The organism is Campylobacter sp. CFSAN093229, from assembly GCF_011068225.1.
GTDB classification, from domain to species: domain Bacteria; phylum Campylobacterota; class Campylobacteria; order Campylobacterales; family Campylobacteraceae; genus Campylobacter_D; species Campylobacter_D jejuni.
Window position 1 is genome coordinate 1 of sequence record NZ_JAAMXB010000018.1, and the last position, 21,396, is coordinate 21,396.

Below are 21,396 nucleotides of genomic sequence, written 5' to 3' on the forward strand. Positions count from 1 at the left end.
ATAAAGGAGGATGACGCTAATAATACTTGTAAAAATAACAATCGCAGTTTGTATAAATGCAATTTTATAAACTGGAGCTTCTATTTGTTCTATTGGCTCTTCAACGCAAGCAGTATAAATTCCAGAAACCTTTGTACATACAGCAAATCTTTCATTACCATCTTTTGGTCTAGTATACTCAAAAGGTTCAAGATCCTCTTTAGTTTTAGCAAGATTTGCAATTGCACTAATATCATAAACTTTTTGTAAAAGAGCTTTGTCTGTAGAAACAAATACTTTATTTTCTTCATCAAATACAAAAGTTCTACCTGGTAAATTTTCAAATTCAGCTTGCAAATCTGCCGCAAGAATATCTACAGCCAAAACCCCTATAAATTTACCATCTTTATAAAGCGGAATAGAATATGTAAAGCAAGGTAAATTTGTAGTTACATCAATATAAGATGGGGTAATATAAAGTTTATTTGTTTTAACTGCTTCTATATAATACTCTCTTGTTCTAGCATCATAATTATCAGCTTTTCCATAAGTTCCAAAATCTAAATTTTTAGCATCAGAGTCTGGATCGCTTACAACAAGTTCGCCATTTGGTTGAGCAATATAAACTGCTAAGAATCTTCCAGCATCTCTAAAATTCTTTAAATCTTTTCCAACATAATGCATTAAAGCATCTTGACTATCTAACTGTTCTATAGGATGCTTTAAAATACTTTTAGCTAAACTTTCAAGAGCTAAAGAATTTCTTGCCTTAAAAGACTCTATAGAATTTTTAGCCGTTTTAACATAATTTATTTCAGCATTCACAACTTCATGAAAAATTGCTTGCTTTACAAATATAAATGTTACAACACCTAAAATTATCAAACACACTACTGCGATTAAATTTGCAATCAGTGAAACCTTCAATTTTACGCTTTTCATAATTTAAGCGCTCCTTTCTAATATTATTTTATAGAGATATCTACATAAAGTTGTTAGAATTATAAATTAAAAAATCTAGATTTTTACTTAAATATAAAAGTAATAAAAAATTTTATTTAAATAAATATCGCTTCGAAAATTCTATGTATTAAGCTTAATATCGTTATAATTTAAAAATTTATATCGAAAGGAAATATTTTGAAAAAAATTATATTATTTATCTTATCTTTAGGGATATTTTATACTTTCACACAAGCTAAAAATTTAGAGCAAGAACAAAATACTAGTAGCAATTTAGTTAGTGTCAGTATAGCACCTCAAGCATTTTTTGTTAAAAAAATAGCTGCAAATACTCTAGATATCAATGTTATTTTGCCCCCAAATAGCAATGAGCATAATTTTGAATTTAAACCAAGTACTATGAAAAAACTTGAAAAAAGTGATATTTATTTCACTATAGGCTTAGAATTTGAAAAAGTTTTTACGGATAAATTTAAACAAAATTTTCCAAAACTTCAAGTTGTAAATATGCAAAAAAACATAGCTTTGATTCAAACTCATGATACACACGAACACTCTCATGAGCATGAACACCACGAACATGAGCATTTTGATCCTCATACTTGGCTAGATCCTATTTTAGTCCAAACTATGGCTTTAAATATTTATGACACCTTAATTCAAAAATATCCACAAAATGAAAATTTATATAAAGAAAATTTAGATAAATTTTTAGCAGAATTAGATAGTTTAAATTTACAAATTGCCTCAAAATTAGAAAAATTAAAAAATAGAGAATTTGTAGTTTATCATCCTTCTTGGACATATTTTGCAAAACGCTATAATCTTACGCAAATTCCTGTAGAAATTTTAGGCAAGGAACCAAAAAGCAAAGATTTGCAAAAACTTATCACTCTAATGAAAAATAAAAATTTAAAAGTCATTTTTGTTCAAAATGGTTTCCCTGAAAATGCAGCAAAAACACTTGCTAAAGAATGTGATGCAAAAATTTACAAAATAGATCATTTATCTTATGATTGGGAAAATGAGCTTTTAAAAACTGCTGATGCCTTTTCTCATAATTTATAATCAGGTTTTTTGATGCTTTTTTTTGAAATTTCTAATCTAAACTACGCTTATAATAATGAAATCATCTTAAAAAACATCAATCTTAGCTATGACAATAAAGACTTTCTCTCTATCATAGGTCCAAATGGCGCAGGAAAATCAACACTCGTAAAACTTATCTTAGGACTTTTAAAATCCAAAAATGAAATCCATTTCAAAGCTCTTCAAAAAAAAGAAATAGGCTATGTTCCTCAACACACTCTAGCCAATCCTAATTTTTGTCCAAGAGTACTTGAAATCGTTCTTATGGGACTTGTAAGTAAAAAAATTTTTGGTTTTTATGGGAAAAAAGATAAAGAAAAAGCTATGCAAGCTTTAAAAAGTGTAGGAATGGAAAAATTTTGGAACAAAACCATTGATTCTCTAAGTGGAGGACAAAGGCAACGTGTTTTTATCGCAAGAGCCTTAGCTAGTGAATGCAAAATGCTTATTTTAGATGAACCTACCGCAAGCGTTGATAACAAGTCTGCTATACAAATTTTTGAACTTCTAAGCTCTTTGCACCAAAAAGGCATGGGAATTTTACTCATTTGTCACGATATCAACCTTGTATTAGCTTATAGCGATAAAATTGCACATTTAAACAAAGAACTTTTCTTGCATACTAACACTAAAGAAAAAGAAAAAAGTTCATTTTTAAAACATTTATACGAAAATCACTCTCATTTTTGTGATGTAGAAATGAGTTTAAATACTTGTTTTTGCGATGAAAAAAATTGCGATAGCAAAAAACTATGCGAACAAGAATTTACAAGAAGAAATTTGAAAAAAACAGAATTTAAAAAAGAAAATTTTTGTTTAAAATTTTCAAAGGAAAATAATGCTTGAAATTTTAAATTTCACCTTTTTTCAAAACGCTTTACTAGGAGCGATTTTAGTCAGTATAGCTTGTGGGATCATAGGTACTTTGGTGATGATAAATCGCCTTTTTTCTATGGCTGGAGGTATAACACATGGGGCTTTTGGTGGTATAGGTATAGCTTTTTATTTCTCTTTGCCTATTTTATTAAGCACGGGAATATTTACTTTATTTTTGGCTTTTTTAGTAGCTTTTTTAGCTAAACGCTATGAACACAGAAGTGATAGTATTATCGCTGTAATCTGGGCTTTTGGAATGGCTGTTGGGATTATTTTAATCGATTTAAGCCCTAGTTATAACACAGATTTAATGGCTTATCTTTTTGGGAGCATTTTAGCTGTAGGGACGCAAGATTTATGGCTTATGGCTTTGGTTGATAGCGTGGTGGTGCTTTTGATCTTTTTATTTTATAGACAATTTGAAGCATTAAGCTTTGATGCGGAATTTGCAAAAGTTCGTGGTATCAATACAAGTTTTTTTCATTATCTTTTAATCGCCCTTATGGCTTTTTGTATAGTTATTTCTATACGCCTTGTAGGGCTTATTTTGGTTATGGCTTTGCTTAGTATCCCAAGCTTTATTGCTGAAAATTTTACTAAAAGACTTGGCTTTATCATGATTTTGGCAAGTTTTTTAAGTATGATTTTTTGTGTTTTAGGACTTATACTTAGCTATTATCTTAACCTCTCAAGCGGTGCTTGTATCATAGCTGTAGCTTGTTTTGGTTTTTTAATGCATTTGATAGGCAAATTTTTAAAAAGGTAAAGGTGCAAAACACACTTGCACTTTTATATCTTTTTGCCCTTGTTCTTTAAAATACAAATGTTCGCTTGCCTTAAAAACAAAAAATTTTTCTGCGATTTTTCTTTGTAAATCTTGAGTTTTTTCACATAAAGGATACACAAGTTTAATATCATAAATTTTAAATTTGCAAGCATAAGCAAACATTTGATACAAATCGCTTTGTTCTATACCCTGTTTTTTCTCATCTTCACTATCATTTGGAATTTTCCATTTGGTATCTAGGATCATTTTATTTTCTATATATAAATCAGGCTTTAACATGAAACAATTTTCATCATTTTTTGAGATTAAATACTTTCCATTGTTTTGAACTTTAATATCTTGAGCTGGATTTACTTTTTTTAGCATATAAGCTACATAATCTTCAAAAATTTTCTCCATAGGAAAAAGCAAAGCAAAAGCTTCATTTTTACCATGATAAGGCATAAAACTTTCATTTTTTAAGAAAATTTTACACCACAAAAGCAAGTTTTCATAATAATCAAAATGTCTTGAAATTTTATAACTAAAATCTTTTTCATAATTTTTAGAAAATTCTACCTCATCGAGAATTTGCATAGATTTTATAAGTCTAAATTTATTCAAACTTGTTTTTGATTTTAAAAAATTTAGCGTTGATTTTATCAAACGATTGGGTGCTATATCTAAAACAAATTCATCATTGCTTGTAAAAAATCTTTCTTTGTGTATCAAATTTCGCTTGATATGCTCGTTAAATAGTAATTTTCCCTTTAAAAAAGCCCTATTTTCTTCGCAACTTAGATAAGATCTCATCAAGCCTTTTTTATATACGCTATCAAATTCATCTAAAAACATAGTGATAAACACTTCAAATAAAGGAATTTTAGAACTTTGCAAAGATGAAATTTGCGATTTTTTAAAGGGGGAGTTTTTTAAGGTTTTTAGCATATTTATCAAAAGATTTTTAGGATTAAATTTAAAATCTTTTTCATAAAAATCATTATTTTTAGAAATATTGTCTAATTCATAACATCTTCTTAGTTTTTCTTTATCGTGATTTGAAGAACTATCTTCTTTTTTATAACTATCTAAATTCGTGCATTTTGGCAAAATCTCCAAAACCCCGCTTTTAGTCTGTATAATGCCGACATAATTTTTAGCTTTTAAGGAATTTTTGTTTTTAAAGCCTAGAAGATTTTCATTATTTTTTGCAAAGTCTTCTAGCTCTTTATAAAACCCTTCGGCCTTTTCTTTGAAAATTTCTTTTAAATCTTCTTTAGAAAAAGCTTGGTGTTCGATGATAGAAAAAGTATTACTTGTTTTCATTATTTATATATTTTTATAAAAGTATCTTTATTCCAATTATTACTATCACTAAATTTATAAACAATCTTATCGCTTTCTATAAATTCTGTCATATTTTTTAAATAATCTTTATTTTCAACACTAATTTCCAACATACCATTTTTATTTAAAACCGCATCAATCAAAGCATAGTCATTGTAAAAATACTCTTGCAAAAGCGGGATAATTTTGTTTTGAAAAATACTTTTTAAATCATTCAAATTTTTAACACCTATAAAAAGTGCGTGTCCTATGGTTTTTTCTCTATCTAATAAATATTCTATACGCGTATTTATAGCTTTTAATAATTCTTGTAAATTAACACCTTCGCAATCCATAGATAATTTGCTCACATCAGGCATCATCTCAACAAATTCAAAACGTCTTCGCAAAGCTGTATCAAGTGAAGTAATGCTTCTATCAGCTGTATTCATAGTACCTATGATATAAACATTCTTAGGCACTCCAAATTCTTTTTTACTATAAGGCAAAATTACTCTTAACTCTTCTTTTTCACCTATCCTTTTGCTAGGCTCTATCAAGGTTATAAGCTCACCAAAAATCTTACTCACATTACTACGATTGATTTCATCGATGATGATTATAAAATTAGATAATTTTGGTAAATATTCTTCATAGAAATAATCTAAAATAGCTTCATAATGCTTTTTATAAGTATTGATAGTTTCTTCATTATTGAGTGTTCCTCGAAGTTTATTTATTATTATATTGTTTTTATTTGCAAAATAATATGAATATGAAAAACCAACTTCATTAATCAAATCATTAAAAGTTTGAAGAAAAATTAATTTCTCATCTTCATGTTTTAAACCCTCTTTACCACCTTCCTTATAGTATTCAAATTTATAACCATTGAAATTTATCGACGATGACTCACAATCTTTCCAAAAAGAATTTTGAATTTCTTGAATATCATTTTTTTTATTTGCTCTATCACAAAAATCTTTAAAAATTCCATCTTTTATTTCATATTCTATTTCTTGAGAATTTTCTTTGCTATCTATGCGAGGCTTTATACCTTCTACAAATTCTTCATATCCATAGCTTTGATGAAAAGTAGTAAATACTATTTGTCCCTTTCTTACATACTCATCAAATTTTGCTTTTTTCTCATCTCTACTTTCTAAATTTTCGCCCAAAATTTCCAAAGCTTTATCTATAGTATGATAAGTTTTTCCTGTCCCTGGAGACCCATAAAGAATTTGATTTAAGGGTATATTATTATTTATATTATCCTTTATAATTTTAAAATCATTTTTAGAAAATGTATTTTTGGTATAGCGAAAAATTTGCAATTTTTATAATATCTATAAAATATTTCTCCATCTTTACTCATGGTTTTTAAATAATTAAGAATAGAAGAAGTCCATTTATCACCTTGACTTTTTGTGTGAAATTCATCTATCAATTTACCTTCTTGATAAACATACACACTCATACCGCCATTTTTTACAACCGCTTCTTTAAATTCATCTTTATCTTTTGGAAAATAATAATACACATTACCATTTTGATCTGTCTTACTTATTTTCCAATAACATTTATTTTCTAGCATTGCATGCCTTTTGATTTTTGTTTTTATTTTAATTATATAAATAAAAATCTAAATTTTTACCATTGTATGAAGGTTCTAGCTTTTTTTATATCATTAAAATTTATAGTAGTTTTTTCTTTATTTTCTAAATTTTCTAAAGTGATATTTTCATCATCTACAGCAATGATTTTTGCTTCGAATTTTTCTTTTTCATTGGTTGTGATCTTCGCAAGTTCACCTATACTTTTTGCAAAATGATCTAATTTGTTTAATTTTCTTTCAAGTCCGCAGCTTGATACTTCTAAAAAATACTCCCCATTTACAGGTGGTTCTACATCAAAAATAGGCGATAAAATTTCACTAAGCCTTGCACAATCATCAAGATTTACCCCGCCTTCTTTTTGCACATAAATTCTATAAATTTTTCTGCCATTTTCACTTACTAGCTCATCATCATAAAAGCTAAGTTCTGCTTCTTTGCAAAGGGCTTCAAGATTCATTTTTATCCTTTTTTATTTTCTCAAAAAGTGCGTCCATATGGTTTTGATACTCAAGTCTATCATCAAATTTAAAGTGAAAATTCGGACACCTATACCAGCCCTGCTCGCTCATGCAATAATTTTGCAAAGCCCTGCTAGCCTTTTTTAAAGAGGATAGAATTTTTTCTTGCTCATGAATATTAAAAAACATTTTATCAAGATACACAAAAGCATCGTATCTACCCTTTTTACATTCCACATCAACCACACAAAGATTTTTCAAATTTTCATCATCTAAATTTGCCAAAGCTTCAGGAATCAATTCTTTTAAGATGCTTTCAGTGCGTAATTTTTTAATCTCGCTTGGATTCATAGACTTGCTTGTTCCTGTACTTCTTTATAGCTTTCTATATAATCACCCACTCTCATATCATCACACCCTTCTATACCTACGCCACATTCATAGCCTTTTGCCACTTCTTTAGCATCATCTTTAAAGCGTTTAAGCGAACTTACATTGCCTTCATAAACCACAACTCCATCACGAATAAGGCGAATTTTGGCTCCACGGTTAATCACCCCTTCAGTTACCATACAACCTGCGATTTGTCCGATTTTTGGTACATTGATCACTTGTCTAATCTCTGCTTGTCCTAATTGCTCTTCAGAAATAATCGGGCTCATCATACCACCAAGTAAGGCTTTTACATCGTCTAAAAGATTATAAATCACATTATAGGTTTTAATTTCTACGCCTTTATCCTTAGCACGCTCTTTAACTTCCCCTGTTGGGCGTATGTTAAAACCTAGCACTATAGAGTTTTCACTCGCACTTGCAAGCTCTATATCACTTTGTGTGATCCCTCCTACCCCGCTATGAATGATATTAACTTTAATTTCATCATTTCTAAGTTTTTCTAAACTTGCTTTTAAAGCTTCTAAAGATCCTTGCACATCAGCTTTTAAAATAACAGGTAAGGCTTTTAGATTACCTTCTTTAATCTTAGCTCCAAGCTCATCAATGCTAACTTTAGTAGATTTGCTAAGTTCTTTTTGGCGGTTGTATTCATGGCGTTTATTGGCGTATTCTCTTGCTTCTTTATCGGTTTTTACTGCAATTAAAATTTCCCCCGCATCTGCTACCTCACTAAGCCCTACGATAACCCCACATTCACCTGGTTTGATTTCTTTTAAAGCTTTACCTTGATCATCGCTCATCGCACGCACTTTTCCATAAGCCTCGCCTGCAACCACAGTACTTCCTACAGTAAGTGTTCCATTTTGCACGATAATAGTAGCTACCGCACCACGCCCTTTTTGCACAGAACTTTCTATAATGCTTGCTTTAGCAAAACTTTTTGGATTGGCTTTAAGTTCTAAAATATCAGCTTGTAAAAGCACGATCTCAAGCAAATCTTCAATCCCCATTCCTGTTTTAGCCGAAACTCCTACAAATTCATAAGATCCGCCCCATTCTACTGGCATAATTTCCATTTCTGCGAGCTGAGTTTTTACCATATCGGGATTTGCTGCTTCTTTATCCATTTTGTTAATAGCAATAATAATAGGCACACCTGCTGCTTTAGCATGATTTATCGCTTCTTTGGTTTGTGGTTTTACCCCATCATCTGCGGCTACAACGATGATTACAATATCAGTGATACTTGCACCCCTTGCACGCATAGCAGTAAAAGCTTCGTGACCTGGAGTATCGATAAAAGTAATTTTACGCCCGTTTTTTTCTACCATATAAGCACCCACGTGTTGGGTAATACCCCCTGCTTCTCCACTTGCAACGCGTGATTTTCTAATATAATCTAACAAAGAAGTTTTACCATGATCAACATGCCCCATGATGGTAATCACAGGTGCTCTAGTCACTAAATCTTTTTCATCAGTCTCTTCTTCATAGTCTTTTACATAATCAAACTCATCAGCCTCGTTAATGATATTGATCTCTATACCAAATTCAGCAGCCAAAATTTCAATCGCATCTTCATCTAAGAAATCATTTTTTGTTGTCATCATTCCAAGCATGAAAAGTTTTGAAATCACTTCACTAGTGCTTTTTCCTATCTTATCTGCGAATTCATACACACGAATTTCTTTAGAAATAGAAACACTACTTACTTCTTCTACTTCCTTTTTTTCAATCTTTTTGGGTGGTTTTTTACGACTTCTTCTTTGAATTCCACCTTCAAGCCCAAAACCCGCAGAATTTCCAACAGCTTGTCTTATAAAATTAGGTTGTTTTTTATTGATATTTTGTGGTTTTTCTTGTTCTTTTACACTAAAATCAGGTAACACTACCTCATCTTCATCATCTAAAGAAATATCACCAAAATCATGTTCATCTAAAAAATTCATTTTTTCGGTACTTTCTTTTTTACTCGCAACAAAAGATTTTTTTTCTTTTTTCTTTTTCTTTAAACTCTCATCAGCATTTGAAAACATAGTTTTTAAACTTAAGCGCTCTTCATTATTGATAGATATATCATTTGAATTTTTTACTTCTTCTTTTTTAACTTGAATTTCTTCTTCGTCTTTTTTCTTTTTAACAATGACAAGTCCGCGTCTTTTGGCCAAAGTTGCACTAGCAAGGCTTTGTGGCTTATGAGCATCAATAATTTCTTGTTTTTCTTCCTCTTTTTCATTTTCTTTTTCAACTTTTAATTCTTCTTTTTTAACTTCTTGTTTAAGCTTTTCTTCTTTTTTAGGTTCTTTTTTTTCAGATTCATTTAGCTTTTCTTGTTCTTTTATATTTTCTTTTTTAGGCTTTTTTGCCGTAGGAGTTTTGATATTTTTCTTAAAAGCTTCTGGAATTTCTCTTGTTTGTATATACTCATAAATAGCTGCCGCAATCTCAGGTTCTACAGCATTTGATGCTGTTTTAATTCCAAGTCCTAATTCATTTGCCTTTTCAATAATTTCCTTGCTATCATAACCTAATTCTTTTGCGATTTCATGAATTCTAATCTTTGCCATTTAAAAATATCTCCTTAAGTCCTTGCTGAGTAATTTTAGTATTTAAATTTTTACATATTTTAGAAAATGCTTTTTGTAAGATTTTATCTTCTTTCTCAATACAATTTTGACATAAATATCCGCTTCTTCCATGTTCTGCTTTAGGCACAATATCTCCTAAAACAACTTTAAATCTAAATAACATATTTTGCTCAAAGCGGTTTTTACACACTATGCACATTCTAATTGGTATATGTTTTTTCAAAATTATATCTTTTTTTTATATTTTTTAGCAAATTTCAAAGCCATTATCATCAAATTCTAAATATTGCACACGAAAATCTTTAAATTTTGTTTGCATTTTCTTTGCCAAAGCTAAAGCATCATCTTTGAAAGCTAAAGAAAAAAAGCTCGATCCCGAACCTGAAAGTGTGCTCATTAAAGCTTTATTTTCTAAAGCAAATTTTTGCACTTCAAAAAGCTCGGGTAAGTTTTTCATACGATTGATTTCATGGAGCTTATCTTGACTTGCAAATTTTAAAAATTCATATTTTTTCTCCAAAAAACAAGCGGTTAAAAATGAAGCATGAGAAAGATTGAAAACCGCATCATTAAAACTTAAATTTTTGGCCAAAGCTTGGCGTGATTGTTCCGTGCTCATTGCCAAATTTGGGATCACAACCACAGCAGCTAAATCTTTATCAATCTCTTTTTTGATGCTATAAACTTTATTTTTTTCAACCAAAGAACACACAAAACCACCAAGAGTAGCTGGAGCGATATTATCTGGATGGTTTTCATAAATTAAAGCTTCATCTAAAATACGTTCTTTTTCTACCTTAAATCCACTCATATAATAAGCACTGGCAATAGCTCCAACAATCACAGCTGAAGAGCTTCCTAACCCTCTTGAAAGAGGAATGTTATTTTGAAAAATAAAACGAAAATTATCTTTTTTTCCGCTTAGTTTTTCATAAATTTCATAAAAAATATTTACAAATATATTGTTTTTTTTAAGAAAAATATTATCACTGCCCTCACCTCCAATACTAATGCTAAAAACACCTGATTTTTGGATTTGAGTTTCATTAAAAAGCTTTAAACTAAGTCCTAAACAATCAAAACCTGGCCCTAAATTCGCACTCGTAGCGGGAACTAAAATTTTCAAATTTCATCCTAAATTGCATCTAAAAAATAAAAGGGAAGATTATCATTATTTAGTTTAAGCTCTTGTAAATTTTTTGGTAAAAAAAACTCTGCTGGGATATTTTGCTCTAAACAAATTTCACCTTCCTTATATACAAAACAAAAATTTTTATTTGCACTTATGGGTTTATAGCCATTTAATTCAAAAGCACTCACCGCAAATAAAGGAATATTTTTTACTATACTTAAAGTACTCAAACTTACATAAGAAATTTTAATCCCCATATAAGAACCTGGACCATTAGCATAGATTAAACTTGTAAAATCATATTCTTTAAGCAATTCATCTAAAATTTTTGGTAAAAATTCGCTTGCTTTTTCTTCACTTTTATAAGTTTTTATAAGTTTATCATCTTGATAAATTCCGATCATTAAAGACTTAGATAAAGCATTAAGCAAAAGAGAGGTTTTTATGCAAATACCTTTTCATAAGCTTTTTGGGTTGTTTTTTCAAGGCTTACAATTTCATAAGCATCTTTATCTTTTAAAACTTCTTTAGTAAGTAAATGATTTAAATGATGACTCCCAGCATATGAAATATAATCCCCAAAAACACGATATCCAAGTAAGGTTAAATCTCCAATTGCATCTAAAATTTTATGTCTTACAAACTCATCTTTGAAACGCAAACCCTCAGGATTTAAAATACGATTTTCATCTACCACTATAGTATTTTCTAAACTTCCACCTAGTGCTAAATTCATACTCCTAAGAGCTTGAACATCTTTTAAAAAACCAAAAGTTCTAGCCCTTGCTATGTTTTCTATATAATTTTTTTTGCTGAATTCAAAATTGTAACTTTGTTCACCTATAACAGCATTGTCAAATTTAATTGTGTAATTAATACGGGGTTCTTTAGTAGGAGTTAAACGCACAAATTTATTACCATCTCTTACTTCTATAGGCTTTTTAATTACCATAATTTTTTTAGGTGCATCAAGTTCTTTTACCCCTGCTTCATCAAGCATCATACAAAAACTAATACTTGATCCATCCATAACAGGAGCTTCATTTGCATTTAAAACTATGCGTACATTATCGATTCCATAAGCATTAATCGCACTCATTAAATGCTCTATTGTAGAAATAAATCCACGATCATCTCCTAAAACAGTTGCCATTTGAGTATTGATCACATTTTCAGGACTTGCCTTATAGCTTGCATTAAGATCGCTTCTAAAAAATACTATACCACTATTTGCTTCTAAAGGCTCTAAAGTAATTTCTATGGGTTCACCCTTATGAAGTCCTATACCTACGCCTTTGACAGTTTTTGCTAAAGTTAATTGTTTCATTAATTTTTTCCTAAAATTATCTTTTTACCATCATTTAAAACATTGTAAATATTATTTTCTATCCATTTTTTATCTTGCCATTGTTCAGGACGCGTTTCAACTCCTTGAACTAAAACTCCAAAATGCAAATGATCACCTAAGGCTAAACCACTTGTTCCTGTTTTGCCTATAATGCTTTGTTTATTAATCATTTCATCTAAATCAACATTTTTAGAAGAACAGTGCCCATAAAGACTATACACTCCAAAACCATGATAAACAATTAAATTTAGACCATAAATTCCATTTTCAGCAGCAAAAACAACCTTGCCTGCGTTATTACTTATGATAGGAGCTTGTGCTACGCTTGCTAGATCAAGCCCCATATGATAAGAATCACTCACAAATTGCCCATTATAAGAATAATACCTATGATCAGCAAAATCCGCTACTTTCATACCATTTTTAAGAGGTAAAAATAAATTCAAATCAAAATTATCAATTTTTTCCTCAGGTACTTTTGAAGTGATTTCATGGATAAGTTCTTCATTGCTATTTCTTAAAGTTTCATTGACAAACTTAAATTTTTCATAACGATTGAGATTATTATCTTTTGGAGCGTATTGATTTGCTAAATTCTCAATCTTTCCATCTAAAAATTTATCCGTTAGATTAATATTTGAAACACGATATTTACGATTAACAAAATAATACCTTATACGTTCTTTTGAAATATTTCCCGCTTTATCCGTAGCGATAACAAATGCGCGAAATTCCTCATCTCTTGCATCCCAAGCAATCAAAGCCGCATAATACCCTTCTTTTACATAAGGTGTGACTTTAAAGATTTTACCTTTATTTGTTTCTATATACACCTTATCTAAATTAGCATCATCGGCCTTAAAAACAACTGCCCCAGCACCACCTTGCTCGATTTGGTAAGAATTGCTTATGATATTGATTTTTGGAGCCGTATTATCTACTAATACCGCAATTTGTTTTCTTGCTTCATTGCCACTAAAAAAATTCCAAAAACTAGAATCTTTAGCTATCACCTCCAAAACAAAAGATTTTACATTTTCTTTGTAACCAAATTTTGGCAAAGCAACTTGTAAGGTAATATCTTTTAAATTAGAAATCTTTTCATCTGCTATAACCATTGCACTAGTATTGTCGTCTTTATGCAATATAATTTGTACATTTTTGATAGAACTTTCATCATCTTTAACATGCACTAAAATAGGTTTTTTAAGATCAGTATATACAACATCTGGCATTAAAATTTGAGGAGGATTTTTTTCAAAAATACTTAATCTTGAAATAAAAAAAATCAAAATTGCTACTAAAACTAAAATTAAAACAGATAAATAAGTTTTGCCTTTTCTTTTTACCATAACCTTCCTTAAAAATTTTCAATGTTTTTGTTGTTTTTAGTATAAATTCTATTATATTTTCAGTAAATATCTAGCAAATTTATAAAATTTCTCTTAGAGTATTAGCCTGTTTCATCCATTCTCTTAATTCATCATTTTTGTCTAATTGTATCATTTGTTTACATCTCTCTAATTCTTGTTGAAAAAAATCAATAGAACTTAATAAGTTATCTTTATTTTGTAAAAAAATACTTTCCCACATTTGTGGCGATGATTTGGCAATTCTGCTCATACCTTTAAAAGATCCTCCAGCTAAATGAACAATATTTCTTTTATCCTCTTCTTTCATTACAAAATTTGCCAAAGAAAAACTTATAACATGAGGCAAATGAGAAATAATAGCAGCATGATGATCATGGGCTTTACTATCCATAAAAACAATTTTCATCCCTAAATGAGAAAAAATTTCTACTGCTCTTTTTTGATGCAAATCATCAGCTATTTCACTATCGCAAAGAACACAAACTGCATCTTTATAAAGCTCTTTAAAAGCCGCTTTTGGACCTGAATTTTCAGTTCCTGTCATAGGATGAGCAAAAAGAGTTTGTTTGATTAAATTCTTAGGCAAACTTTCTATAATTTTTCTTTTTGTACTTCCAAGCTCTATAATTGTTACATTAGAAGGCAAATCAACTAACTTTTGTAAAATTTCTATAATAGCATTAACAGGAGTTGCGACAAAAATCATATCACATAAAGCTAAATCTTTAAATTCTATAAGCTCATGAATAAGACCTAATCGCAGGGCATCTTTTTCATTTTCTTTACTTAAATCCATACCATAAACACAAGAAATAAGCTTATTTTCTTTCAAACAAAGCCCTAAAGATCCACCCATAAGCCCAAGCCCTATAATTGCTATTTTCATACTTTCTACCTTAGTTTTTTTGTTAAATTTTTTTTGCTATTATACAGCTTTTAATAAAGCTTTAGGTAAAAAATCAATGAAAAAACATCTTATTAGTATTTGTGCTTTAGTTGCTATAGCCAATGCAGCAACCATTAAAGATATTAAATTTATCGGATTAAATCATTTATCGAACACAAGCGCTATAAATATCACGGGGCTTAAAATAGGCGAGGAAATAAATCCTGCAAAAATCAACACTGCTATTCTTAATCTTTATAAACAAAATTATTTCGAAAATATTGCAGTAGAAAACAACAATGGAATTTTGGAAATTATAGTTACCGAAAAACCAACTATAGCAAAGGTTACTATCACAGGTATAGCTTCAAATGATAGAAAACAAGTTGAAAGTATTTTAGGGATTAAAAGAGGCACACTACTTGATGAAGGAAGTATAAAAGAAGCTATTGAACGCATTAAAGCTTATTATGAAGCAAAAAGTTATTTTGATACTATTGTAGAATACAAAAAAAAGACTTTAGAAAATACCGATGGACTAGAGCTTGAATTTATAGTAAATCGTGGCGAAAATATCATTATTGATAATGTTCATTTAAGTGGAGCCAAGAAATTTTCATATTCTGATATAGAACCTGCTGTTGTTAACAAAGAAAAAGAATTTATGGGATGGATGTGGGGACGCAATGATGGAAAATTAAAAGTTTTTGAACTTAGTAACGATAGTTCAAGAATTGCTGATGAATATATGAAAAAAGGATATTTAGATGTTCAAGTATCCTCGCCTTATCTTAAAACCTACACAGATACTTATCAAGCAAATTTGACTTATTTTATCAAAGAAGGAAAGCCTTATAAAATTAAAAGTATAAGCATAGAAAATCCTTTATTTGATGATAAACAAAATGCACAAACCGTAAAAGATTTAAGATCAAGCGCTGGCAAAACTATCAATATTGAAGACATTAGAAAAGATGTTAAAACCATAGAAACACAAAGTGCTGATTTGGGTTATGCGTTTGTAGAAGTCTATCCTGATATTCAAAAAAATGATCAAACTCAAGAAGCCACCGTTGTATTTAAAGTAATCCCTCACGATAAAGTTTATATAAGAAATGTTATTATTTCAGGAAATTCACGTACTGTAGATCGCGTCATACGCCGAGAATTATATATAACAGAAGGTAATTTATATAATAGAACAGACTTAAGCGAGTCAAAAAATGCTTTAAAAAGAACTTCTTATTTTGACGATGTAAATATCAAAGAAGAAAAAGTTGATGATACACATATTGATTTGATTGTTGATGTTAAAGAAGCTTCTACAGGAGCTATTTCTGGAGGCATTGGCTATGGATCAAGCGATGGTATTTTGCTTAACGCTTCTTTATCAGATACAAATATCTTTGGTTCAGGAATAAAAAGTTCTGTAAGCGTAGATAAAAACGATGATACCTTATCAGGAAGGATTAGTCTCATAAATCCACGCGTTCTTGATAGTCAATATAGTCTGGGTGGAACACTTTATTCAAATGACTATGAATGGGATAATTATTCAGAAAAAAATTACGGCTTTGATATAACAGTTGGACGCCAATTTGCAAGATACTATAATGTAAGCTTAACTTATAATCTTGAACAAAGCGATATATATCACTTAAGTCCAACTCTTTTAAGAACAGGATATGAACTTGGCAAAAGTATTAAAAGCTCTATAACTCCAGCAATCACCTTTAACAATACAGATGATTATTATCTGCCACGATCAGGTATCATTGCTTCAACTAGTTTAGAATACGCTGGACTTGGCGGAGATCAAGAATTTATTTCATCAAGCTCTAAATTTAACTTTTATCAAGGTTTACAAGACTATATAGGATATGATCTTATTTATCGCTATAAAGCGAGTTTTTATAAAGTATGGGATGAAGGCTATTTACCAATTAACCAAAGAATTTATTTAGGTGGTATTAGATCGATACGCGGTTTTGAAAGCAGAACAGTAAGTCCTAAAAACCAATGGGGAGATGAAGTAGGTGGAACCATAGCTTTTGCCAATTCTGTAGAACTTAGTTTTCCTTTGATTGATAGAATCAAACTTCGTGGTAGCGTGTTTTTTGATTATGGTATGATAGGACGTAAAAATTTAGATGAAATAAAAAGAATGAGTACAGGTATAGGCATTGAATGGATTACACCAATTGGGCCTTTACAGCTTGTATTTGCCAAACCTCTTAATGATAAAAAAGGTGATGATACTAATAGTTTTGAATTTAATCTTGGAACACGCTTTTAATGAAAGAATTTTTAGATGCTTGCTTGAATGCAAATTTGCAAATACGCAAGTATCTAAATAATATCCCACAAAATGATCTTAAACTTTGCTCTAAATTAGGCTATGATAAAAATCAAGGCTATGAGCTTGACTTAAAATGTGAACAAATTTTCATAAAATATCTTAGTTGTTTTGGACAAATTTTTTCTGAAGAAAGCGGATTGATCGGAAAAGCTAGCCCAAAACAAATGATTCTTGATCCTTTGGATGGAAGTTCAAATTTTGTTTCTAAAATACCATTTTATGGAACTTCTATAGCTCTTATGGAAAAAGATCAGGCAAAAAGCGCTTTTGTTTGCAATCTTGTCAGTCAAGAAATTTTTGCTTTTAATAACAATCAAGCTTTTAAATCCAATCTTTCCGATCCAAAATACTCACCCTTAACACCTAATCTATTTTCTAAAATAGGTATAGTTGAAAAAATTTCACTTTATCCAGAACTTCTCGATTTTTTAACAAAAAATCAATTAAAATTTCGCTCTTTGGGTGCAACAGCCTTAAGTCTCGCTTATGCTTCGTATTTTAGTTTTGTATTAATTCTTGGAAAAACACGAATTTTTGATACAGTAGCTGCTTTAACAATTCATCAAAATTTATATATAGAAAAAAATGAAAATTTCCTTCTCCTAAGCCAAGACAAGAAAATTTTTGATATAATCTTGGAATTTTTAAAAAATAATTAGGTGAATATATGAATTTTGCAGATATTTTTTCAAAAATAAGAAGACAACAACCTAGTATTAAAGAAGCTCCAAATCACTGGGTAAAATGCCAAAGTTGTCATGCTTTGATGTATTATAAAGAAATAGAATCTTGTTTTAATGTTTGTCCTAAATGTAATTATCACATGAGAATTTCAGCCGATGAACGTATTAAACTTTTAAGTGATGAAGGCAGTTTTATTGAGTATGATGCAAATTTAGAAGCTATAGATCCTTTAAAATTTGTTGATAGCAAATCCTATAAAAAACGCCTTAGCGAAGGTGAAAGTAAAACAGGTAGAAAAAGTTCTGTCATCAGTGGAGAATGTGAAATCAATGGTTTAAAAACCCAACTTGTTGTATTTGATTTTTCTTTTATGGGCGGATCTTTAGGTTCTGTTGAAGGAGAAAAAATCGTTAGAGCTATACAAAGAGCCATCACAAGTAAAACCCCTCTTGTCATCGTAAGTGCAAGTGGTGGAGCTAGAATGCAAGAAAGTACTTATTCTTTAATGCAAATGAGCAAAACTAGTGCCGCACTTAAACTTCTTAGCAAAGAAAAACTTCCTTATATTAGCATTTTAACTGATCCTACTATGGGTGGGGTAAGTGCTTCTTTTGCTTGGCTTGGAGATTTAATCATCGCTGAACCTGAAGCTTTAGTAGGTTTTGCTGGTACAAGAGTTATCAAACAAACCATAGGGGCAGATTTGCCTGAAGGTTTTCAAAAAGCAGAGTTCTTGTTAGAACATGGACTTATAGATGCCATAGTTGAAAGAGGAGAACAAAAACAATATCTTAGCGATGTACTAAAATTTTTTAGTGGAAAATAATTTGCAAGTTAATATCTTTTGTATTCAAAAAAGTGATGAATTTAAAACTTGGAGTGAAAAATACTCTAAACTCATCTCCAAATACGCCACTTTAAAAGAAATAAATGTTTTTAATAAAAAAATAGCCTTAGCTCAAAATTTAAATGCCATAGAAGCAAAAAAAAGCTATGAAGAAGCTTTTATGCCTTATAAAAAAGGCTATTGTATCGCTCTTGATGAAAGAGGAAAAGAACTTACAAGTATAGAATTTGCAAAACTCATCCAAGATAAAAATGAATTAAGTTTTTTTATAGGCGGTGCTTATGGTTTAAGAGAAGAATTTAATCAAAGTTTAGATTTTAGACTATCATTAAGCAAACTTACTTTAGCACATCAATTTGTTAAAACCTTACTTTTAGAACAAATTTATCGTGCATTTTGCATCAACAACAATCACCCTTATCACAAATAGAAAGTTTTAAAATGAAAAAAAATGAAATACAAAATTTCAAAAATATTTTAGAAGAAAGAAAAAAAGCCATCTTAGAAAATTTGCAAAGCAATTCAAATGAAATCGAAGCTCTTCACAATAGCGTCCCAAGCGATAGTGTAGATTTTTCTGTCATAGAAACAGGCTCTCAAATTGACTTTGCTATCAGTACCAATCTCAAAGAAGAACTTATAGAAATCGAAGATTCTTTAGATAAAATCAAAAACGGCACTTATGGAATTTGCGAATCTTGCGATGATGAAATCGACTCTCAAAGACTAAAAGTCAAACCTCACGCAAGATATTGTATCACTTGCCGTCAAATTGCAGAACAAGGAAAAAAACATGAAAATTAAACTCTTCTTACTTGCAAGTTTTATTTATATAGCACTTATTTTTGCCTTTGCTTGGCATCTAGAACTAGGAAGCTATACTCTAAATATCAGCACTTATACCTTTGAACTACCTATTATGATATGGCTTGTTATTCCTTTATTTATTTATATGATTTTAGCCGTTTTACACATAGCATTTTATGGATTTTTGCGTTATTTAAAATTTAAGCATTTTTTTAAAGATGCAGCTAAATTTGAATCTTATACTCAAGATTTACTCCTTGAAAAAGATCTTAAAACCACTTTTCAAACAAAAGAATTTAGAGCTGTAGCACAACTTTTTAAAACCATAAAAACACATGAAAAAATTCCACACTCAAATAAAATCAATGAAATTTTAGATCTTATTGATGGTTTAAATAAAAACGAATTTTTTAACCTTAGCAAATTTAAACTCGAAAATAACAATGTTTTATATCTGCAAAATGAAAAAAATCATCTCAAAAACGATGCAAATTATGCCTATAGCAAACTTAAAAACCTTAATGAAATCAAAGATGAATTTGAAGAAATTGCTTTTAACACTCTTATAGAAAAAGCTAGTTATGAGCAAATTAAAAATATAAAAATCCCTAAAAAGCCTTCTGAAGTTCTCACACTTATCAAGCGTTTTAAGGAAGGAAATTTAGAACTTAGTGTAGCAGAATATGAAGTTTTACTTTCACACAATACACTAAGCGAAAAAGACTATCTTAACGCAGCAAAACTAAGTACCAAACTTTTAAATCCTGATGCTATTTTAGGAATTTTTAACAAAATTAAAAATGAAAAAAGCGAAGCTTTAAGAGCACATTTATATCTTTTAGCTGAATTTGGACTTTTAGATGAGTTAAGAGAACAAATTTACAATGATGATAAGAAATTTAATGATTTTAAAGCCTTTTTACTCTTGCGTGAAAAAAATATCAAAATCGATCTAAACCAACTCATACAATGATAGATTTTAGCAAAAAACCTTTATTTTTAGCCCCTATGGCAGGTTTTTCAGATCTGCCTTTTCGTAATGTAGTAAAAAAATTTGGTGCTGATATTACCATAAGTGAAATGATAAGTTCTAATGCCTTAGTTTATGAAAGTTCTAAAACTCTACATATGCTAGAAAGAGCTGAATTAGAAAATCCCTATATAGTCCAAATTGCAGGTGGAGATAAAGAAGTGTTAAAAAAAGCAGTGCAAATACTAAATGAAATGGATTTTGTAGATGGGATCGATTTTAATTGCGGTTGCCCTGTAAATAAAGTTGTTAAACAATGTGCTGGCAGTGCTTTGCTAGAAAATTTAGAGCTTTTTAAAAATCTTGTAGGAGTGATTAAAGAAAACAATAAAAAAAGCCTTACAAGTGTGAAATTTCGACTAGGATTTAATGAAAAATATCCTGAAAAAATGGCTAAAATTTGCGAAAGCTTGGGGGTGGATTTTGTAAGTATTCATGGACGCACAAGAAAACAGCTTTATAGCGGAAAAGCCGATTATGAATCCATTGCCAGTGCTAAAGCAAGCGTTAGTATTCCTGTGATTGCAAATGGTGATATTAACGCACAAAATGCTAAAGAAGTTTATAAAATCACAAAATGCGATGGACTCATGATAGGGCGTGCAAGCGTTGGAAATCCTTGGATATTTTATGAAATCAAAAGTGGTAAAAATGTAGATGAAAAACTCAAAAAAGAAATCATACTCACTCATTTTGATGAAATGATAAAACACTACAAAGATCAAGGCGTAAGTATATTTCGCAAGCATTTACACGAGTATTCTAAAGGGCATAAAGACGCTTCAGCCTTTAGAGATGAAGTCAATCGTATCAATGATGCTAAGATAATGCAAGAAAAAATCGAAAGTTTTTTCTAAACCCTAGTTTGTCCTA

The 21,396-nt window shown here is 30.0% G+C and carries 22 protein-coding genes and 1 pseudogene; 10 read left to right on the forward strand and 13 right to left on the reverse strand.

What is annotated here, in order from left to right; genetic code table 11:
- The coding region (locus FBE93_RS08060; protein ID WP_207307220.1) for a cache domain-containing protein at positions 1-921 on the reverse strand (921 nt) is incomplete at its 3' end.
- 198 nt (positions 922-1,119) lie between these two features.
- On the opposite strand from FBE93_RS08060, the gene FBE93_RS08065 reads away from it, so the two are divergent.
- Genes FBE93_RS08065 through FBE93_RS08075 form a run of 3 tightly spaced genes read left to right on the forward strand, consistent with a single transcriptional unit; the run spans position 1,120 to position 3,673 of the window.
- Complete coding sequence (locus FBE93_RS08065; RefSeq protein ID WP_002868389.1) at positions 1,120-2,010, forward strand: zinc ABC transporter substrate-binding protein; 891 nt, start codon at positions 1,120-1,122, stop codon at positions 2,008-2,010.
- Positions 2,011-2,022: 12 nt separating this feature from the next.
- Positions 2,023-2,877: a metal ABC transporter ATP-binding protein gene (locus FBE93_RS08070; RefSeq protein ID WP_002865867.1), complete on the forward strand. Its 855-nt coding sequence runs from the start codon at positions 2,023-2,025 to the stop codon at positions 2,875-2,877.
- Positions 2,870-3,673 carry a metal ABC transporter permease gene (locus tag FBE93_RS08075; RefSeq protein WP_002934300.1) on the forward strand — a complete coding sequence of 268 codons (804 nt, stop codon included), beginning with the start codon at positions 2,870-2,872 and terminating at the stop codon, positions 3,671-3,673. Before FBE93_RS08070 ends, FBE93_RS08075 begins: the two co-directional genes overlap by 8 nt.
- Here the strand turns inward: FBE93_RS08075 and FBE93_RS08080 are convergent.
- The 12 genes and pseudogenes from FBE93_RS08080 to FBE93_RS08130 all read right to left on the reverse strand — a co-directional run bounded on the left by FBE93_RS08080 (position 3,662) and on the right by FBE93_RS08130 (position 14,796).
- Entirely contained in the window at positions 3,662-4,999 is a 1,338-nt protein-coding gene (locus FBE93_RS08080; RefSeq protein WP_002934299.1) for an McrC family protein, read from the reverse strand. The two genes, FBE93_RS08075 and FBE93_RS08080, sit on opposite strands and share 12 nt — an antisense overlap.
- Positions 4,999-6,258, reverse strand: a pseudogene (locus tag FBE93_RS08085) (AAA family ATPase); the annotation flags it as partial. The pseudogene FBE93_RS08085 and the gene FBE93_RS08080, both read right to left, overlap by 1 nt.
- A 17-nt stretch (positions 6,259-6,275) precedes the next feature.
- Positions 6,276-6,593, reverse strand: a complete 318-nt coding sequence (locus FBE93_RS08540) for a restriction endonuclease (RefSeq protein ID WP_242631510.1) — start codon at positions 6,591-6,593, stop codon at positions 6,276-6,278.
- A 56-nt stretch (positions 6,594-6,649) separates the two neighbouring features.
- Positions 6,650-7,072: a ribosome maturation factor RimP gene (gene rimP, locus FBE93_RS08090; RefSeq protein WP_002934293.1), complete on the reverse strand. Its 423-nt coding sequence runs from the start codon at positions 7,070-7,072 to the stop codon at positions 6,650-6,652.
- Positions 7,062-7,424, reverse strand: coding sequence for a 30S ribosome-binding factor RbfA (gene rbfA / locus FBE93_RS08095; RefSeq protein ID WP_002934292.1), 363 nt, complete (start codon positions 7,422-7,424; stop codon positions 7,062-7,064). The genes rimP and rbfA overlap by 11 nt, the downstream gene beginning before the upstream one ends.
- Complete coding sequence (gene infB / locus FBE93_RS08100; RefSeq protein WP_059110872.1) at positions 7,421-10,036, reverse strand: translation initiation factor IF-2; 2,616 nt, start codon at positions 10,034-10,036, stop codon at positions 7,421-7,423. The genes rbfA and infB overlap by 4 nt, the downstream gene beginning before the upstream one ends.
- Positions 10,023-10,280 (reverse strand): YlxR family protein, encoded by a 258-nt coding sequence (locus FBE93_RS08105; protein WP_002870410.1) that lies wholly within the window; start codon positions 10,278-10,280, stop codon positions 10,023-10,025. The genes infB and FBE93_RS08105 overlap by 14 nt, the downstream gene beginning before the upstream one ends.
- 24 nt (positions 10,281-10,304) lie before the next feature.
- Positions 10,305-11,183 (reverse strand): homoserine kinase, encoded by an 879-nt coding sequence (thrB, locus tag FBE93_RS08110; RefSeq protein ID WP_002857455.1) that lies wholly within the window; start codon positions 11,181-11,183, stop codon positions 10,305-10,307.
- An 8-nt stretch (positions 11,184-11,191) separates the two neighbouring features.
- The gene (locus tag FBE93_RS08115; protein ID WP_002851789.1) at positions 11,192-11,593 is read right to left on the reverse strand and encodes a tRNA (adenosine(37)-N6)-threonylcarbamoyltransferase complex dimerization subunit type 1 TsaB; all 402 of its coding nucleotides are present in this window, start codon (positions 11,591-11,593) and stop codon (positions 11,192-11,194) included.
- Positions 11,594-11,631: 38 nt separating this feature from the next.
- Positions 11,632-12,516: a UDP-3-O-acyl-N-acetylglucosamine deacetylase gene (lpxC, locus tag FBE93_RS08120; RefSeq protein ID WP_002877219.1), complete on the reverse strand. Its 885-nt coding sequence runs from the start codon at positions 12,514-12,516 to the stop codon at positions 11,632-11,634.
- Positions 12,516-13,889: a M23 family metallopeptidase gene (locus FBE93_RS08125; protein WP_002934279.1), complete on the reverse strand. Its 1,374-nt coding sequence runs from the start codon at positions 13,887-13,889 to the stop codon at positions 12,516-12,518. Before FBE93_RS08125 ends, lpxC begins: the two co-directional genes overlap by 1 nt.
- Positions 13,890-13,968: 79 nt before the next feature.
- Positions 13,969-14,796, reverse strand: a complete 828-nt coding sequence (locus tag FBE93_RS08130; RefSeq protein ID WP_002860956.1) for a prephenate dehydrogenase — start codon at positions 14,794-14,796, stop codon at positions 13,969-13,971.
- Between the two features lie 76 nt (positions 14,797-14,872).
- Between FBE93_RS08130 and bamA the strand changes: the two genes are divergently transcribed.
- Genes bamA through FBE93_RS08165 form a run of 7 tightly spaced genes read left to right on the forward strand, consistent with a single transcriptional unit; the run spans position 14,873 to position 21,380 of the window.
- A complete protein-coding gene (bamA, locus tag FBE93_RS08135) occupies positions 14,873-17,092 on the forward strand; it encodes an outer membrane protein assembly factor BamA (protein WP_165434355.1) in 2,220 nt (739 codons plus the stop codon).
- Positions 17,092-17,814 carry an inositol monophosphatase family protein gene (locus FBE93_RS08140; protein WP_002921974.1) on the forward strand — a complete coding sequence of 241 codons (723 nt, stop codon included), beginning with the start codon at positions 17,092-17,094 and terminating at the stop codon, positions 17,812-17,814. The genes bamA and FBE93_RS08140 overlap by 1 nt, the downstream gene beginning before the upstream one ends.
- Before the next feature lie 8 nt (positions 17,815-17,822).
- Positions 17,823-18,665: an acetyl-CoA carboxylase, carboxyltransferase subunit beta gene (gene accD / locus FBE93_RS08145; RefSeq protein ID WP_165434356.1), complete on the forward strand. Its 843-nt coding sequence runs from the start codon at positions 17,823-17,825 to the stop codon at positions 18,663-18,665.
- Position 18,666: 1 nt separating this feature from the next.
- Entirely contained in the window at positions 18,667-19,116 is a 450-nt protein-coding gene (locus FBE93_RS08150) for a 23S rRNA (pseudouridine(1915)-N(3))-methyltransferase RlmH (protein WP_002867813.1), read from the forward strand.
- 11 nt (positions 19,117-19,127) lie between these two features.
- Positions 19,128-19,490 carry a molecular chaperone DnaK suppressor DksA gene (dksA, locus tag FBE93_RS08155; RefSeq protein WP_002851949.1) on the forward strand — a complete coding sequence of 121 codons (363 nt, stop codon included), beginning with the start codon at positions 19,128-19,130 and terminating at the stop codon, positions 19,488-19,490.
- Positions 19,480-20,466 carry a hypothetical protein gene (locus tag FBE93_RS08160; protein WP_002934277.1) on the forward strand — a complete coding sequence of 329 codons (987 nt, stop codon included), beginning with the start codon at positions 19,480-19,482 and terminating at the stop codon, positions 20,464-20,466. Before dksA ends, FBE93_RS08160 begins: the two co-directional genes overlap by 11 nt.
- The gene (locus FBE93_RS08165; protein ID WP_165434357.1) at positions 20,463-21,380 is read left to right on the forward strand and encodes a tRNA-dihydrouridine synthase; all 918 of its coding nucleotides are present in this window, start codon (positions 20,463-20,465) and stop codon (positions 21,378-21,380) included. Before FBE93_RS08160 ends, FBE93_RS08165 begins: the two co-directional genes overlap by 4 nt.
- Positions 21,381-21,396: the final 16 nt, after the last annotated feature.

What these genes read in the sequence shown, in the direction of transcription:
- rimP (WP_002934293.1), bottom strand. Translation starts at nt 7,072, where the DNA reads ATGAATCTTGAAGCCCTTTGCAAAGAAGCAGAACTTAGCTTTTATGAT.
- FBE93_RS08130 (WP_002860956.1), bottom strand. Translation starts at nt 14,796, where the DNA reads ATGAAAATAGCAATTATAGGGCTTGGGCTTATGGGTGGATCTTTAGGG.
- FBE93_RS08540 (WP_242631510.1), bottom strand. Translation starts at nt 6,593, where the DNA reads ATGCTAGAAAATAAATGTTATTGGAAAATAAGTAAGACAGATCAAAAT.
- bamA (WP_165434355.1), top strand. Translation starts at nt 14,873, where the DNA reads ATGAAAAAACATCTTATTAGTATTTGTGCTTTAGTTGCTATAGCCAAT.
- FBE93_RS08140 (WP_002921974.1), top strand. Translation starts at nt 17,092, where the DNA reads ATGAAAGAATTTTTAGATGCTTGCTTGAATGCAAATTTGCAAATACGC.
- FBE93_RS08165 (WP_165434357.1), top strand. Translation starts at nt 20,463, where the DNA reads ATGATAGATTTTAGCAAAAAACCTTTATTTTTAGCCCCTATGGCAGGT.
- FBE93_RS08115 (WP_002851789.1), bottom strand. Translation starts at nt 11,593, where the DNA reads ATGATCGGAATTTATCAAGATGATAAACTTATAAAAACTTATAAAAGT.
- dksA (WP_002851949.1), top strand. Translation starts at nt 19,128, where the DNA reads ATGAAAAAAAATGAAATACAAAATTTCAAAAATATTTTAGAAGAAAGA.
- FBE93_RS08070 (WP_002865867.1), top strand. Translation starts at nt 2,023, where the DNA reads ATGCTTTTTTTTGAAATTTCTAATCTAAACTACGCTTATAATAATGAA.
- lpxC (WP_002877219.1), bottom strand. Translation starts at nt 12,516, where the DNA reads ATGAAACAATTAACTTTAGCAAAAACTGTCAAAGGCGTAGGTATAGGA.
- FBE93_RS08075 (WP_002934300.1), top strand. Translation starts at nt 2,870, where the DNA reads ATGCTTGAAATTTTAAATTTCACCTTTTTTCAAAACGCTTTACTAGGA.
- FBE93_RS08080 (WP_002934299.1), bottom strand. Translation starts at nt 4,999, where the DNA reads ATGAAAACAAGTAATACTTTTTCTATCATCGAACACCAAGCTTTTTCT.
- FBE93_RS08160 (WP_002934277.1), top strand. Translation starts at nt 19,480, where the DNA reads ATGAAAATTAAACTCTTCTTACTTGCAAGTTTTATTTATATAGCACTT.
- infB (WP_059110872.1), bottom strand. Translation starts at nt 10,036, where the DNA reads ATGGCAAAGATTAGAATTCATGAAATCGCAAAAGAATTAGGTTATGAT.
- accD (WP_165434356.1), top strand. Translation starts at nt 17,823, where the DNA reads ATGAATTTTGCAGATATTTTTTCAAAAATAAGAAGACAACAACCTAGT.
- FBE93_RS08125 (WP_002934279.1), bottom strand. Translation starts at nt 13,889, where the DNA reads ATGGTAAAAAGAAAAGGCAAAACTTATTTATCTGTTTTAATTTTAGTT.
- rbfA (WP_002934292.1), bottom strand. Translation starts at nt 7,424, where the DNA reads ATGAATCCAAGCGAGATTAAAAAATTACGCACTGAAAGCATCTTAAAA.